This window comes from Proteiniphilum sp. UBA1028 (assembly GCF_002316955.1).
GTDB lineage: Bacteria > Bacteroidota > Bacteroidia > Bacteroidales > Dysgonomonadaceae > Proteiniphilum.
Map to the genome: position 1 here is coordinate 1 of NZ_DCEN01000001.1, position 16,557 is coordinate 16,557.

Here is a 16,557-nt window from a genome sequence, read left to right on the forward strand (position 1 = left end):
TGGATATACTCTACAATGGCCCAGGCAATGGAGATGCCGTCATATGTGCTGGTTCCGCGGCCCAGTTCGTCGAAAAGGATGAGGCTTTTGTCCGACAGGTTGTTGAGGATGTTGGCTGCTTCGTTCATCTCCACCATGAACGTGGATTCGCCCTGAGAGATGTTGTCGGAAGCGCCCACTCGTGTGAAGATCTTGTCCACCAGCCCGATCTTTGCAGAGTCGGCCGGGACAAAGCAACCTATCTGCGCCATGAGCGTGATCAATGCTGTCTGTCGCAACAGGGCCGATTTACCGGCCATGTTGGGCCCGGTGATGATCATGATCTGCTGTGTGTCGTTATCCAGGCGTACATCGTTCGCTATGAACGGCTGATCGGGAGGCAGCTGTCGCTCAATGACCGGATGGCGCCCATTTTTAATGTCTATGACGTCGGAATTATTGATCTCCGGACGGATATAGTTGTTTTGCCGGGATACGTTGGCAAAGGAGAGCAGACAGTCTGCCCGGGCAATGACGGCTGCATTGACCTGAATGACGGGGATGTAGGCCAGCAGGTTCTGCACCAGTGCGCCATAAATCTGATCTTCCAGGGCCACAATTTTTTCTTCCGCACCCAGTATTTTCTCTTCATACTCTTTCAGCTCTTCGGTGATGTACCGTTCGGCGCTTACCAGGGTCTGCTTTCTTGTCCACTCTGCGGGAACCTTCTCCTTGTGTGTGTTGCGCACCTCGATATAATAACCGAATACATTGTTGTAGGCTACTTTTAGCGAAGGAATACCCGTTCTTTCACTTTCACGCTGTTGCAGTTGCATCAGGTAATCTTTCCCGGAGTAGGCAATTTGGCGCAACTCGTCCAGTTCTTTGCTTACGTTCTTGCAGATGTATCCGCCTTTAGCGGTTAGTGCCGGAGGATCAGGGATGATCTCCCTTTCAATGCGATCGCGTATATCGGGGCATGGATTCAGTTTCTCTCCCATCTCCCGCAGGCTGTGGTTCTCTGAAGCCATAAAAGCCTCTCTTATCGGCTCAATGGCCGTAAGAGCCACTTTCAACTGCACCACCTCCCGTGGGGTGATCCGGCCGACAGCCGCTTTGGAGATGATGCGTTCCAGGTCGCCAATGAGCGAGAGTTGTTGTTCCAACAGACTCTTCAGTTCCGGCTCGCGGAAGAAGTCCTCCACCACATTCAGCCTGTCTTCTACGGGCTTGGTGTCTTTTAGAGGAAAGACAATCCATCGGCGCAAGAGGCGCGATCCCATGGGAGAGATCGTTTTATCCAGGATGTCGAGAAGTGTTTTTCCCCCTTCGTTCATGGTGGAAATAAGTTCAAGGCTTCGTACCGTGAACTTGTCGAGACGCACGAAGCGCTCCTCTTCAATACGCGCCAGGGAAACAATGTGTTCTATGTGGTGGTGTTGAGTGATGTCGAGATAATGCAGTACTGCTCCCGAGGCGATGATTCCCAACGGCATGTTTTCCACCCCGAAACCTTTCAGGCTGGTTGTCTGAAAATGGCGAATGAGCCTGTCGCGTGCCGCATCGTCGGTGAATATCCAATCCTCCAGTTCCGACAGGAGCCAATTGTTTCCGAAGGCCTCTTCCGTTTTTTTCTTGTTCCCTCGTTCAATCAACAACTCTTTCGGTGAGAAGTTGGCCAGCAGCTTATCCACTTCATCCCTGTTGCCTTCTGAAATAAGAAATTCCCCGGTGGAGATATCAAGGAGGGAGATGCCGTACTGGTTGTTTTTTGCAATGTGTAAGGCGCAGAGGAAGTTGTTTTCCTTGTGATTCAGCACCGTGTCGTTAATGGATACGCCCGGAGTAACCAGTTCGGTAATGCCTCTTTTTACCAGCTTTTTGGTCAATTTAGGATCTTCCAGCTGGTCGCAGATAGCGACCCGTTTGCCGGCACGGACCAGCTTAGGCAGGTAAGTGTCGAGCGCATGGTGGGGGAAGCCGGCCAGTTCCACAAACTGAGCTGCTCCGTTTGCCCTTCGTGTAAGCGTGATCCCCAGTATCTCGGATGCTTCGATGGCGTCATCCGAAAAAGTCTCGTAAAAATCACCCACCCGAAACAGCAGGATGGCATCGGGATGTTTCTTCTTAATCTCGATAAACTGTTTCATCATCGGTGTTTCTGCAATTTTCTTTCCCACGGGCTTCCTCTCTGTTTGTAATTAAAAACTCAAGATTCGCATGCTGAATGTATGATTGCGCACATTTCAGATTTATGCGAAACTTAAATAATGAAGCGAAATTACAAAAAAAAGAGGACTTTCAAAGATTGGAGGAGCAGCATTTCCTCAAAAGGGCATTTGTGAAAATTCAGATTCCGGAGATAAGGGCCAACATCTTTTTAAGTTCCTTCACTCCTTCCGATGCTCCCATTTTAATATGGTGAATATCGTACCGCATGGTATGTACGTCTTTGGGGTCGATCAGCCAGACCGGCACGTTTTTTCTGACGTCGTGCAACAGGCCTGCCGCGGGGTATACATTCATGGAGGTACCAATGATTACGAATAAATCCGCTTGTTGGGTAATCTTCTCTGCCTCCGGCATCATGGGCACTGCTTCTCCGAACCAGACAATGTGCGGGCGAAGCTGAAAGCCCTTTTCGCACAGGTCGCCCAAATGGATGTCGCACTTTTCGGGGGTCATCTCATAGATTAGCGACTCGTCGCCTGTTGAGCGTGCCTTCATCAATTCGCCATGAAGATGCAGCACCCTTGTACTGCCAGCCATCTCGTGCAGGTTGTCGATGTTTTGCGTGATGATATTTACATCGAAATCTTTCTCCAGCTCTGCCAGCCCCTTGTGTCCATTGTTCGGCTTTGCCTTCAGGAGCTCCCTGCGGCGCATGTTGTAGAAGTTCAGGACCAATTCGGGATCTGCTTCGAATCCTTCCGGTGTAGCCACCTGTTCCACGGGATACTGTTCCCACAGTCCCCCCGAATCTCTGAAAGTTGCGATGCCGCTCTCGGCACTCATGCCTGCCCCGGTAAGTATGACTAATTTTTTCTTCATCCGACCCTCTTATTTCGTTGATATCAGACAAATATAGTTTTTTATCGGCAGAAGTCGAAGTTATTTCATATTAAAATCGTATTTTTGTGACCAAATTGAAAAAGAAAAAAGTGAATGGATAAATTAAGTTACGCGTTAGGAATGAGTATGGCCTCAAATCTAATGAACTCAGGGTTGCGACAACTGGATGTCGCCTCTTTTGTAGAAGCCTTTACCGAGATAATGAATAACACAACTCCCTCTATGAGCCCACAGGAAGCAAACCGGGTGATACAGGATTATTTCAGTAAACAACAGGATGAGATGCTCAGCAAAAATCTGGAAGCCGGGAAGGCTTTTCTGGCTGAGAACAGCAAAAAAGAGAACGTGATTTCTCTACCCAGTGGGCTTCAGTACGAAGTTTTGGTTGAAGGGAGCGGTGCGAAACCCAGGGCAACAGACAAGGTAAGGTGCCATTATCACGGAACGTTGCTCAACGGTGCTGTGTTTGACAGTTCCGTTCAACGGGGACAACCGGCAGAGTTTGGCGTGAACCAGGTAATAAAAGGATGGGTAGAGGCATTGCAGCTTATGTCTGTTGGGTCAAAGTGGAGGTTGTTTATTCCTTCGGACCTTGCTTACGGGCAGCAAGGTGCAGGGGGTTCCATAGAACCCAACTCAACTCTTATTTTTGAGGTGGAGCTACTGGGGATTGTATAACTTTACTCATACTAAATCACATACACAACATAAAGAAAAGTTGATTTTAACGGATAAATGATTTAATTTAAAGAAAAATGAAAAAAACAATTTTGACTACTTTCAGCGTAGTGGCTGTAATGGCCATCACGATGGTTTCCTGTGGCGGTGCTTCCACGCCCAAAACATCCTTGAAAAATTCAGTGGACAGTGTTTCTTACGCCTATGGGGTGAGCATGGCCGATCAGGGTTTGGTGCAATTTCTTGAACAAACCGGAGTGTTGGTAAACACCTCCAATATCGAGTACGACTATCAGATGAGAATTGCATCTGCCGATTCAACGCAGAAAGAAGCTCTTCAGAAAGAGATGGCTGCAAAAATCGACTCGGTGAACAAAATCAACGCACCCAAGCTCAATGATTTTATTAAAGGATTGACTGAGGGGATGAATCAGAAGGAGAAATCGGCTTATGCCAACGGGCTCAGTATTGGGGTGCAGTTCTCTCAGCAGATGCTTCCGCAGTTCAATAGCATGCTCTTCGGATCAGATTCTACCAAGAAGGTAAACAACGACCAGATACTGGCCGGTCTTATCTCCGTATTAAAGAACCAGCAGCTGGCAATTAGTAAGATGGAAGCCAACGGATTGATTCAGTCTGAAGTGGAAAAAGCCCAGGCAGCAGAAACCGCCCGTCAGGAAGAAGAACTGAAAAGCCAGTATAAGGACAGCATTGCTGTAGGCGATGCTTATATGGCTGAAAATGCCAAGAGAGAAGGAGTAATTACTTTGCCCAGCGGATTGCAGTATGAAATTCTCCGTTCAGGGAATGGACCGCTTCCCACCGATACCGACCAAGTGAAAGTGCATTATCACGGTACCCTGATCAACGGAACTGTATTTGACAGTAGCGTTGACAGAGGCGAACCTGCCATCTTCGGCGTTACGCAGGTAATTCCCGGATGGACCGAAGCACTGAAGTTGATGCCTGTCGGTTCAAAATGGAGACTCTATATTCCTTACGATCTGGCGTATGGTTCAACTGACAGAGGAACCATCAAGCCTTTCTCCAACCTAATTTTCGATGTAGAGTTGCTTGGAATAGAGAAGTAGATCTATTTCAACACCCATATAAAAAAGAATGGCCTTTTGGTCATTCTTTTTTTTTGTCTTTAAGTATTTAAATCTGCCATTTGTTTTGACTATTTCTCATAGAATTTGTCGATTTGATGTTAAAAAAGAGATTTTGTTTGGCATTATGTTGCAAAATGATTCTTAATGAATTATATTTGCGACTTTGTAAAAGAAAGAGAGGATTGTTGAAGGTTTATTATTTGTTAAAAAAGTTAAGGGCGCAACGCCAACATCCTTTTCAATTTTGATGTCAAAGCGGAAAAAATGTAAATAAAAAAGCATTATTTTAAGCTGTTTGGTGTTTTTTTATAAAAAAAAGTGCAAAAAAAAAGGTAATTAAAATAATTGATATATATTTGTGAATTGGAATTGTTTCTATTCAAATGTTAATTGATTAGGAGCGAAAGAAAAAGAACAATTGAATTTAAATTTACTATTGAGCATTAACAAACCACATTCCCGGAATGGTAAATTGAATAAATAAATTAATAATGACAGTGATTAATTAAAAAGTAGAGTTTATGAAAAGAAAACTAGCAATGTTTTTAACCCTGTTCTTTGTTGGGATAGGGATTATTACCGCTCAGACCCAGGTACGGGGTACTGTGGTAGATGATGCAGGTGAGCCTGTGATTGGAGCAACTATCCAAATCAAAGGTACATCTCAAGGAACGGTTACCGATTTTGATGGTAATTTTTCTTTGTCAGCCCCTGCTGGTGGTACGCTTGTTATTTCCTATGTGGGCATGCAAACTCAGGAATTGCCTGTTAGGGCCAATATTAGAGTTGTATTGCTTTCGGACACTGAAGTCTTGGAAGAATTAGTTGTAACGGCAATGGGTATAACCCGAGAGAAAAAAGCGCTTGGGTATGCTGTACAGGACTTACAAGCTGATGAATTAGTTCAGGCTGCCAATAATAATTTGACAACAGCCTTACAGGGGAAAGTTTCCGGTATAGAAGTTACACCTTCATCCGGTATGCCTGGTGCTTCAGCAAAGTTAACTATACGCGGGTCACGTTCTTTTACCGGTGATAATACACCATTATATGTTGTTGATGGAATGCCTGTCGCGTCAACCTCAGATTTGAACACCGATGATTCTGTGACCGGATCAGACTTTGCAACTCGTTCCATTGATATTGATCCTAATGATATTGAAAGTGTAAATATTCTTAAGGGGCAGGCTGCTTCTGCACTTTATGGAATGAGGGCTTCAAATGGTGTTGTAGTAATAACAACAAAAAGTGGTAAAGGTGCTAGAAAAGGTAAGCCAGAGATTACTTATAATACCAGTTTGTCTTTAGATTTTTTATCGATAATGCCTGACCTTCAAACGGAATATGCACAAGGAACAGGAGGTAACTATGGGTGGAATTCATCCATGTCGTGGGGACCAAAAATTTCAGAGCTTCCTAATGATCCTACTTACGGTGGAAATACTGACAATGCAAACACTGCAAGAGATGGTAAAAAAGAAGGGATGTATTATGTAAGACAACGTGCTAATGCAGGTCTCGACCCTTGGGTTATTCCTCAGGTTTACGATAACGTCGGGGAATTTTTTCAAACAGGCCATGTGTGGAATAACTCGTTGAATGTTGCTCAGGGTTTTGAAAATGGAAATTATTCATTTTCATTAGGTAACTCAACTTCTAAAGGTATTGTACCATCAACAGGGATGGACAGATATAACGCTAAGTTTTCTGCAGAGGCAAAATTACACAAAAATTGGAAGACAGGCTTCAGTGGGAATTTTATAGCCTCAGAATTGTCAAAGCAAACAGGAGCGAATAATGGTATTGTTGCCACGGTTTTTCCGGCTCCTCCTAATTACGATCTCGCTGGAATCCCTAATCATTATGAAGGTGACCCATACAGACAGAATACCTACAGAGGTACTGGTGGCTTCGATGGCGCATATTGGGGAGTTCAACACAATAAATTTTCTGAAACAACCCATCGATTCTTTGGGAATACGTATCTCCAGTATAGCACAAAACTGAATAGTATCGATAAAACACTTGATTTGAAATATCAGATTGGCGATGATTCATATACAACAAATTATGATGATGTCTGGGGATATGGACATTCAAATGGAAGAGGAGAGGCTGATCATTACGCTGTTACAGTAAATCAATTCAACTCACTTCTTACTGCTAATTTCAGATGGGACGTGAATGAAGATGTCGTTTTTGATGCATTAGCAGGTAACGAACTAATTCATACAACACGAAAATTCACAGAAGCATATGGTCGTGATTTTAATTTTTCCGGATGGAATCACATTGATAATGCTTCTGTTTATCAGGCAACAGATACATACAGGAGAACAAGGACGGTGGGTACATTTGCCAATGTTGGATTATCTTACAAAAACTACTTATTTCTAAATGGAACCGGACGTTATGATGTAGTCTCTACTATGCCACGTGGAAACCGATCTTTCTTTTATCCATCTGTTTCTTTGGGTTTCATCTTTACTGAACTTGAGAGTTTAAGGAATAATGTTCTTACATTTGGTAAAATCCGTGCATCGTATGCAGAGGTTGGGCAAGCAGGTACCTATTATGATTCATATTATTTAACCCCTGTTTACGGAGGAGGTTTTTCAAGTGGTACTCCAATCTCTTATCCGATTGGGCCTGTGGTAGCCTATACGCTAAATTCAACCATATATGATCCTAATTTAAAACCACAAAATACAAAATCGTATGAAATTGGCTCTGATTTGACATTTTTCAACGGATTATTAAATTTGAATTACACCTTCTCGCGACAGAATGTGAAAGATCAAATATTTGAAGTTCCCTTAGCCGGTTCAACTGGATCAGGATCTTTAGTAACAAATGGTGGCTCAATTCATACGAATGTGCATGAATTTACATTAGGAATGAGTCCTGTAAAACAAAAGAATTTCAATTGGGACTTTGCATTTAACTTTTCTAAAATTGATAACTATGTAGATGAATTGGCTCCTGGTGTAAACAATATTTTCTTGGGAGGCTTTGTTGAACCTCAAGTAAGAGCAGGTATAGGATATAAGTTTCCCGTAATTTATGGAGTTAGCTATTTAAGAAACGAAGCAGGTCAAATTGTTGTAGATGAGGATGGATTCCCTCAGGCTGGTCCTCTCGATGTGATTGGAACTGTATCTCCAGATTTCCAACTCGGATTCAATACTACTTTTGAAATATATAAATTCCGTTTGTCTGCTGTGATGGACTGGAAGCATGGAGGGAAAATGTATGCAGGTACAGCAACCATGCTTGATTATTATGGAGTGAGTCAATATTCTGCAGATCTGAGAAATTCTGGTACGTTTATGTTTATAGAAGATGCTGTTAAGGTTACAGGAACAGATTCAGAAGGTAAACCTACATATGCTCCAAATGATATCGAAATAGAATCTAAGAATGCATTTGCATACTTAAATGCAATGAATAATATTTCTGAATCTTTTGTTATAGATAATTCCTATGTAAAGTTACGCGAAATTGCATTAAGTTATCCCATCATAAGCAAGGAAAATGTTCGGTTGTCTGCGAACATATTTGCTAGGAACCTTATTTTATGGTCTGCTATCAAAGGATTTGACCCAGAAGCTTCCCAAGGGAATAACAACATGTCCGGTGCATTTGAGAGATTCTCTCTTCCAAGTACTTCAAGCTATGGAGTAGGTTTTAATGTGAAATTTTAATTAAGAATAGAATATGAAAAAGATATATAATTTATTCAAAGTATTATTTGGTGTTTTCATAATATCTTTTGGACTTAATGGATGTTCAGAAGATATAATGGACGATATCAATAAGGATATAAATCACACTCAGGATGTTCCCGCCAAATTTATCTTAGCTGACGTAATTACATCTACAGCTTTTTATAACGTTGGAGGTGATTTAAGTACATACACTTCAGCCTATATTGAACATGAGGTCGGAACACACAACCAATTGTTTAGAGCTGAACATAGAGAAGGTGAGCCAGCAGTGTCATCTACTTTTAATAATGTTTGGTTCAATCTTTATAATTCTTTGAAGAATGCTAGAATAGTTGTGGACAAAACTTCTGCTGGCGGACCTCAGGAAGGTAATAATGTAACAAAAGGGATGGGGGAAGTTATGGTTGCGCTGAATTCTGCAATTTTAACCGATATGTATGGTGATGTTCCCTGGTCTGAAGCAGCAGCTCCAACCAAAATACCTGAAAATTTTAATCCAAAGATAGATAAACAAGAAGATATATATAAGAGTATTATTTCTACACTTGATCAGGCGATTACGGATCTTCAAGGAACTGATTCTCATGCTTCAGGTTCTGTTGGTGGGTACGACTTACTATTCGGGGGTAATAAGTCCAAATGGATAAAATTAGCTTATGGTTTAAAAGCGCGCTACACTATGCGTTTGTTAAAACGTTCTTCCAATGTGACAGCGGATTTACAGAAAGTAATCGAGTATGCTGATAAATCTTTCACATCAGCAGATGAAGAAGCAGCCTTCAATGTCTATGATGCTTCAAATTACAATCCTCTGTTCGATTTTCAATGGAGTCGGGACGGATTAGCTGCAAGTCAAAGTATGTCGGAGAAATTAGTTGCTCGTAACGATCCGCGATTGCGTAGAGTCTTTGTTGGAGCTGATTGGATGCAAGTTACGGGTGTAGATGATGAGAATTTCTTTATGGCACCTAATGGAAAGAATGTTGAAAGACAATATTTTTACAATACATCTATTTTCGTATATTCACAAATAGCTTCTACTCAATTATTAAGTTATCATGAAATTTTATTCTTAAAAACTGAGGCGTTAGTTCGCTTGAATAAAGTTTCTGAAGCTATACCTGTATTAAAGGATGCCGTCATAGCCGCTATAGCTAATACTGAAAAAAGTGTGTCAGCTGCAATGAATGCACCCGCTGTTAACGGTTATGGCGGACTTGGTGAAACTTCGGATGCAATTACTCCTGAAGAAGCCAATTTATATTTCGTTACAGAGGTCTTGCCATTGTTTACGATAAATCCACTTAAGGAAACTATGATTCAAAAATATCTTGCATTCTTTGGTGCATCAGGTGAATCTCAGGAAGCCTATAATGATTACAGAAGAATGAAAGCATTAGGCGAAAATTTTATTGAATTAAAGAATCCGAAAAATACTCAAAATCTATTCCCTCTTCGTACTCCCTACGGTGCGGATGATGTAACAACGAATCCGGCTGTCGAACAAGCATATGGCGATGGACAATATGTCTATTCTGAAAATGTTTGGTGGGCAGGAGGTACCAGATAATTGATAAGTGAACAAATATAAATATAAGAGACCGGCTATAACTGATTTAGTCGGTCTCTTTCTTGTGTGTCGTGTATGGTACTTAACTTGGTGGCGAAAGTCCACTATGGAGGTTTGTAATCGTCAGCCATTAGCCGAAGACAAGGGTATCCATCGTGAGGTGGCATCCGAAGGAAGTCCCAGGAAAAATTCCGCCCCGAGAAACACGAATCATATCAGCCATAACCGTTGGGACGAAACTGCAAAACAAGTTAAAGTCCAAAGATTATACGGACAATGGGATGTAAATATGGCGGGGACATAGAATGAAAGTTAAGAATCTTACCGCTAGAGGTCTCACGAACATGTGTAAACAGAGTATGAAGCATGGTCAAAACAAGTTCATCGTGAAAAATCAACAGAAGACATAGTACCACATCACGACCAGATATGAGAATATATTAACCCCCTAATAGCATGAAATAAATTTGGCAAATCAGTTTGACACTTTAATTTTATAAAATTATGATAAGAGAAAGGCGTCATAGTGCAAGGATCAGAAGCTCTAGATCATTCAGAAAGTTGAAGTCAATGGATTACAACCAACGCTTCGAAAATATCATCTGTCTCAATCGTTGTTTCATAAATGGAAACGCAGGTTTAATGAAGAGAGCATGACAGGACTCGAGGCACAATATCCAAAAGTTGATCCGGAGAAAAGGAGGATGGAACAGGAAATCAAACGGCTCAGGGAACTGGTCGGGAAATTGAGCCAGTAGTTGCGGTTTAAGGATGAACTCTTTAAAAAAACAATTTTAAAACAGGATGTCACGCAAGTAGTCGAGTTATTTGAAGACCAGGTGCCCGTTACGAAGCGATTAAAGTGCAGCGGTATTAATTCGGGGAACTTTTACTATGAGTCAAAAGTGGGAAATCCGGACGAAAAACAAGTTCTACAAGCTTAAAGATAGATGGAAGTATGGCTACAAATCATGAAATTGAGGAGAAGTTTGATATTCCGGTGATATAAACCCACTTATTAAACTTTCATTTTGACAAAGTTATCTTTTTTGAGGCTTTAAGCCGCTTCATCACCTTTTATTCACCTTGTTTCGGCTTAATTTAAGTCTAATCAACTCTATTCCACTCCCATTAGGAGCCATATCTATTCAGGTATTGTCACGTCCTTGAATAAGTTACACATACTATAAATAAAAACAGGGCGTTGAATTGAATTATTCAGTAAAACTATAAACAAGAATCAGGACGACACGAAGTGTCGATTCTTTTAACAAAAAGAATTGTTACTTTTTCGCCTAGAAAAGATTATCTTTGCGGATTAGATCTGGGGAAAAGAAATGCAGTTTCGTAATTCATTATTAACCTTCCTGGCCATCATTGCTTTGGGTACCTCGTGTAATAACGGCAACGATAATGTAGTGCTCCAACGTTTAACTACGCTAGACGCTGTGCTAGACACGCACCCACAGCTGGTATCGGATAGCCTGACATCATTGGATGTGAACAGACTTTCCCGTGCAAACAGGGCCTATTACAATCTTTTAAAAGTAATTTCGGACGATAAAACGTATGTAAATTTCGTCAGTGATTCACTGATAAACTCGGTCAGCGATTATTATCGCCTTCGTGATCCAAAAAGCAGGAACTACATCAGGGCGCTGGCTTACCAGGGTATCGTGCGTACCCGCATGGGTGTGAAAGACAGTACGGTGTTTGAACCGCTTAAAGAGGCGGATAAGCTCTTTCAGGAACAGCTTTCGCCGGATCCTACCCTGGGGTATCTCATCAACTATTTTTTGGGGAATATTCACTACAACAACCGGAATTATACCACGGCAAACGAATACTTTTTGCGAACCCTTGGTTTTGCCCGTCAGGAAAAGGATTCCATGCATATCTTCGATACCTTGCTGGCTCTTTACTGGAACGAGATGCAACAAAAAGAGTTTGTGAAAGGAAAAACATACCTTGATTCGCTCTCCTCCTATTTTAATAAACTGCCGGGTAAAGACTACTTTATATTAAATGCTCAGTCCGTCTATTTCGATATTGTTGATGAACCGGAAAAAGGACTTGAAAAAGAAAAAGCTAAGTTATTGCTTTATGATAAGCAAGAGGAGAACATTGACCTCTCGAGAGTTTATTTTAATATTTCTGATAGATATGTGTCCTTAGAACTGCTAGATAGTGCGATGATCTATGCACAGATGGCGATAGATGTGATCCAAGACAGTGCATATCTTTATAACTATCTCTATTACGAAAATGTGGCAAATATTGCTGAAAAACAAGGAAATAACACCTACGCTAATATTTACCGAAAAAAAGCTGCAGAGTTGTATAAAAATTCTGTAAACGACCGGCTGAATACACAAATTGCCGAATTGGAAAAGAAGTATGACCTCACAGAAGCTGAGAATGCCACATTAAGAGTGCGGCAGCAGAACTTTCTCATTATTATTTCGGCTTTGTTGTTGTTGATTATCGTTACCTTTATCGCGATGTATGCCTGGCGGGAACGGAAAGTCGGCAAAATGAAATTGCTGCAGGCGGAACAGACCGTGAAGCAACAGGAGTATCAGGCAAATATTCTGAAAGAGGAGGCCGGTAAGCGTAAATGGTTGTTGGAACTCTACAGCAACATCTCCGACAGGCTTACCTTCCTGCACGGAGAAGTGGGCGCGCTTTCACAGAAATACATCACTTCCAACCCGAAGGTCTTTAAAGAGCTGGAGAAAATCATTAAAAGTACCGATACCGATTTGCGGGATATCACGAAAACACTCGCTACAGACAACGAAACATTTTATGCCTATACCCATTTGGACGATAAAGATGGAATTCTGAATACCAACGAAAGAATGCTGCTCATGTTGTTGGCTTGCGATGCCGACAACAGGCAGCTGGCAACATTCATGAATACTACCGTGGAAAGTATCAGGGTGAGAAAATCGCAACTGAAGCGGAAAATGTTGGAAAAAGGACTGAATTTGGATATTTTCAAGGAGTAAAAGGCGTTAAAAGCGTCTTTTGTAATGATCAGTAAATCACGTGTTTGTGTTTGTTTTTGGCGTTAAATTGCAATAGGGGTGTTGTTTTTCGTTGGCGGATTGCATTATCTTTGTGTCTGTAATTTATAAACAGATAAATCTTTTTTTGTTGCTTCGTCGTTCGAAAATAAGTAGGACCCGAATCGTGATAGAGAATCGTGAATATTAAAAATACCATTCAAAAAAATAAATAAAATATGAAAAGAACATTTTTCTCATTATTGCTGATTGCTGTGTGCAGCGCATTTGTGTTTCCTGCGAATGTTAACAACGAAGTAAAAGACGATCTGGAGGATAAGATTGCTCTTAGTAGAGAAGGAGGCACTACGCGTGTTGCCAGTCGCATGTTTAGCTTGCAGGCCGTCCCTGTGGAGCCGGTGGTGGAGGCATACAACTACCGCAACGTTGTAGCCATCACGGTACAGAACTACAGAGGCAGTGCTTGGGTAGAAATTGTGGGAAACAAAGGGGCAAAACAAAGCTTTTTTGAGGTATACGACATGGGTTTCGATGCCATCAGCCTCGGTGGCCTTCCGGCAGGAGAATACACCATTCGTATTACATTGGGAACGGAAGTTTTTACGGGAACATTTAACAAAGGGAAGTATGGAAAAAACTAATGCCAATACCCGGAAACAGAACCAGGTGCGCAAATATCTGCTCACAGATGTGGAATCGTGCACGTTCACCTTCTCCGACGGCCTCAAAAGCAAGGTGATGCCGTCGCCCGACAAGGAGATTGTGTTGGTGAAACTGATTCCGCGCGCCTCAAAATCGAAAAAGTTTGAGGACAGCGTGCTGAAGAACTACATGTCGGCTAAAAATGTAAACGAACTGGCCCAGATGTGCCGCTACGACTGTGTAAGGACCTTCACCCGCCATTTCAAGAAAAGTTTCGGCGAAACTCCCTATCAGTGGATGCTCGACCGAAAAATGGAGGAGATTCAATCGTTGGTGCTGAACTCTGACATGACGATCACTGAAATCTCCAAGATGTACGAATTTAAAAATGTATCGCATTTAGTGAATGCCTACAGCAAACGTTTTGGTGTCTCACCACACAAAAGCAGGTTATTGAGCGCTATCTGACTCAATCCCATTTTACAGACAAATTTGTCAGCACAATCTTCATGGAAAAATTACGCTAATCGGTGTTGGTGAACACAAGAAAGCGCCCCCGCAAGGAGGCGCTTTCTACATTCTTATTGTCGCTTTATCGTTTCCCGTTCTTATATCCATCGCACATAAGCAAAGTCCATCCTGTGAGGCAGATCGGGATTGCTGGGGTACACACGCAGGCCGTACTGATGGTTGCCGGGATCGTTCAGCGCCTTGCGGGTTTCGAAATAAAGCAGCGACCCTTCGGTTTTTACCAGATCGAACAGGTATGATTCTACAAATTGTGGCTTTTGACTCATCGCGTCGAGGTCTACCACCACACATTCTACAGCAAGATCACACTGCATGTCCTTCCGGTCGATCACTACCTGCCCGTAGATTTCTTTGTTGGTGCCATCGTAATCCATCTTCTGATTGGGATTGAATTCCAGCTTCACCACTTCAAACTTGTCCCACTTGGAGGCTGTGTCTTCTTTCCACTTCACAATTTCTTTCGCTTTCGCATAATTGTTTTCGTTAAGCAGGGACGAACGCTTTGCCAGCTTGTTGTAGAAAAGATGATAATAATCGTCCATCATTCGCTTGGTAGTGAAGTGAGGGGCAATCTCCGCCATCGACTTCTTGATATATTGTACCCACTCAACAGAGTAGCCGTTGCTGTTGTGTGCATAGTAGAGAGGTATAATCTCGTTCTCCAGCATCGAATAGATGGTAGAGGCATCCAGTTCATCCTGAAATACCTGGTTATCGTACGTCTTTTTGTCCGTCAGAGCCCATCCGGCCCCCTCTTTATAACCCTCGTACCACCACCCGTCGAGCACGGAGAGGTTCAACACTCCGTTCATCTCGGCCTTTTCGCCCGAGGTGCCCGATGCCTCCTGGGCGCGGGTAGGTGTGTTGAGCCAGATATCAACACCGGAAACAAGCCGCTTGCCTAGACGCATGTCGTAGTTCTCCAGGAAGATGATCTTCCCAAGAAACTCGGGACGACGAGAGATTTCCACAATCTGTTTGATCAGCCCCTGGCCGCCACCATCGGCGGGATGTGCTTTCCCGGCAAAGATGAATTGAACCGGACGCTTCGGGTTGTTCACGATTCTGGACAAACGGTCCAAATCGGTAAACAGCAGATGTGCCCGCTTATAGGTGGCAAATCTTCGGGAAAATCCTATTAGCAAGGCGTTTGGATTCACTTCTTCCAGCATGGTCATGATGCGCGATGGGTCGGCCTGGTTCTTCAACCAACCCTCTTTAAACTCTACCTGGATGTAATCGACCAGCTTCTTCTTCAGATGCATGCGAAGCGCCCACAGCTCATCGTCGCCCACGTTGTAAATGTTTTTCCAGATGTCGGGATTCGACTGGTCATTGTAGAAATTATCCCCAAAGTATTTTTCGTATAGCGCCTTCACCGAAGAGGTGGCCCAGCTGGGCAAGTGTACGCCGTTGGTGACATAGCCCACGTGCAGCTCTTCGGGGAGATAGCCTTTCCATACCGGCTGAAACATCTTCTGGGAAACACTGCCGTGCAGCTTGCTCACGCCATTCGTCTCCTGAGCAGTATTGAGTGCAAATACGCTCATCGAGAACTTCTCATTAGTGCCCGGGTTGGCACGTCCCATATCCATAAACTGCTGCCATGGTATGCCCATTCGCTGCACAATGGGGGTCATGTATTTTGCGATCAGTGGCTCATCGAAGTAATCATGCCCCGCAGGTACGGGGGTGTGCACGGTGTAGAGCGATGATGCGCGTACAAGCTCCAGCGCTACCTGAAAGGAGAGGTTTTCTTCCCGCACATAGTCGCGCAGACGCTGTACGTTGATGAAAGCTGCGTGCCCTTCATTCATATGATACACATCTTTTTTGATACCCAGTTTTTTCAGCAGCAATATCCCGCCAACTCCCAGCAGATATTCCTGCTTCATGCGGTTTTCCCAGTCACCACCGTAAAGCTGGTGGGTGATGGAACGGTCGTACTCGCTGTTCTTTTCAATATCGGTATCCATCAGGTAGAGATTGATGCGCCCCACAGCTACCTTCCATATGTTGGAATAAATTGGCCGGTCGTGAAAGGGCACCTCCAGAATCATGGGAGTGCCATCGGCGTTCATCACCTGGGTGATGGGCAGGTCTCCGAAATTTTGTGCTTCGTAATTGGCTATTTGCTGGCCCTCCACCGAAAGCGTTTGATGGAAGTAGCCATAGCGGTAAAGAAAACCTATCGCCGTCATGTCCACGTTGCTGTC

10 protein-coding genes are annotated in these 16,557 nt (G+C 43.0%); 7 read left to right on the forward strand and 3 right to left on the reverse strand.

What is annotated here, in order from left to right:
- On the reverse strand, positions 1-2,132 hold a 2,132-nt coding region (gene mutS, locus B3Z75_RS00005; RefSeq protein ID WP_294066238.1), incomplete at its 3' end, for a DNA mismatch repair protein MutS.
- A 196-nt stretch (positions 2,133-2,328) separates the two neighbouring features.
- Complete coding sequence (locus tag B3Z75_RS00010) at positions 2,329-3,030, reverse strand: SIR2 family NAD-dependent protein deacylase (protein ID WP_294066241.1); 702 nt, start codon at positions 3,028-3,030, stop codon at positions 2,329-2,331.
- 114 nt (positions 3,031-3,144) lie between these two features.
- Between B3Z75_RS00010 and B3Z75_RS00015 the strand changes: the two genes are divergently transcribed.
- The 7 genes from B3Z75_RS00015 to B3Z75_RS00045 all read left to right on the forward strand — a co-directional run bounded on the left by B3Z75_RS00015 (position 3,145) and on the right by B3Z75_RS00045 (position 14,278).
- Positions 3,145-3,729 (forward strand): FKBP-type peptidyl-prolyl cis-trans isomerase, encoded by a 585-nt coding sequence (locus tag B3Z75_RS00015; RefSeq protein WP_294066244.1) that lies wholly within the window; start codon positions 3,145-3,147, stop codon positions 3,727-3,729.
- A gap of 77 nt (positions 3,730-3,806) precedes the next feature.
- Positions 3,807-4,820, forward strand: a complete 1,014-nt coding sequence (locus tag B3Z75_RS00020) for an FKBP-type peptidyl-prolyl cis-trans isomerase (protein ID WP_294066247.1) — start codon at positions 3,807-3,809, stop codon at positions 4,818-4,820.
- A 542-nt stretch (positions 4,821-5,362) separates the two neighbouring features.
- On the forward strand, positions 5,363-8,545 hold the full coding sequence (locus tag B3Z75_RS00025) for a SusC/RagA family TonB-linked outer membrane protein (protein WP_294066250.1): 3,183 nt from the start codon (positions 5,363-5,365) through the stop codon (positions 8,543-8,545).
- Positions 8,546-8,558: 13 nt separating this feature from the next.
- A complete protein-coding gene (locus B3Z75_RS00030; RefSeq protein WP_294066253.1) occupies positions 8,559-10,139 on the forward strand; it encodes a SusD/RagB family nutrient-binding outer membrane lipoprotein in 1,581 nt (526 codons plus the stop codon).
- Between the two features lie 1,337 nt (positions 10,140-11,476).
- On the forward strand, positions 11,477-13,150 hold the full coding sequence (locus B3Z75_RS00035) for a hypothetical protein (protein WP_294066256.1): 1,674 nt from the start codon (positions 11,477-11,479) through the stop codon (positions 13,148-13,150).
- Between the two features lie 236 nt (positions 13,151-13,386).
- Positions 13,387-13,809 (forward strand): hypothetical protein, encoded by a 423-nt coding sequence (locus tag B3Z75_RS00040; protein WP_294066259.1) that lies wholly within the window; start codon positions 13,387-13,389, stop codon positions 13,807-13,809.
- Positions 13,796-14,278, forward strand: coding sequence for an AraC family transcriptional regulator (locus B3Z75_RS00045; RefSeq protein WP_294066262.1), 483 nt, complete (start codon positions 13,796-13,798; stop codon positions 14,276-14,278). Before B3Z75_RS00040 ends, B3Z75_RS00045 begins: the two co-directional genes overlap by 14 nt.
- A 140-nt stretch (positions 14,279-14,418) precedes the next feature.
- Here the strand turns inward: B3Z75_RS00045 and glgP are convergent.
- Positions 14,419-16,557: alpha-glucan family phosphorylase (gene glgP, locus B3Z75_RS00050; protein ID WP_294066266.1), on the reverse strand; the 2,139-nt coding region annotated here is incomplete at its 5' end.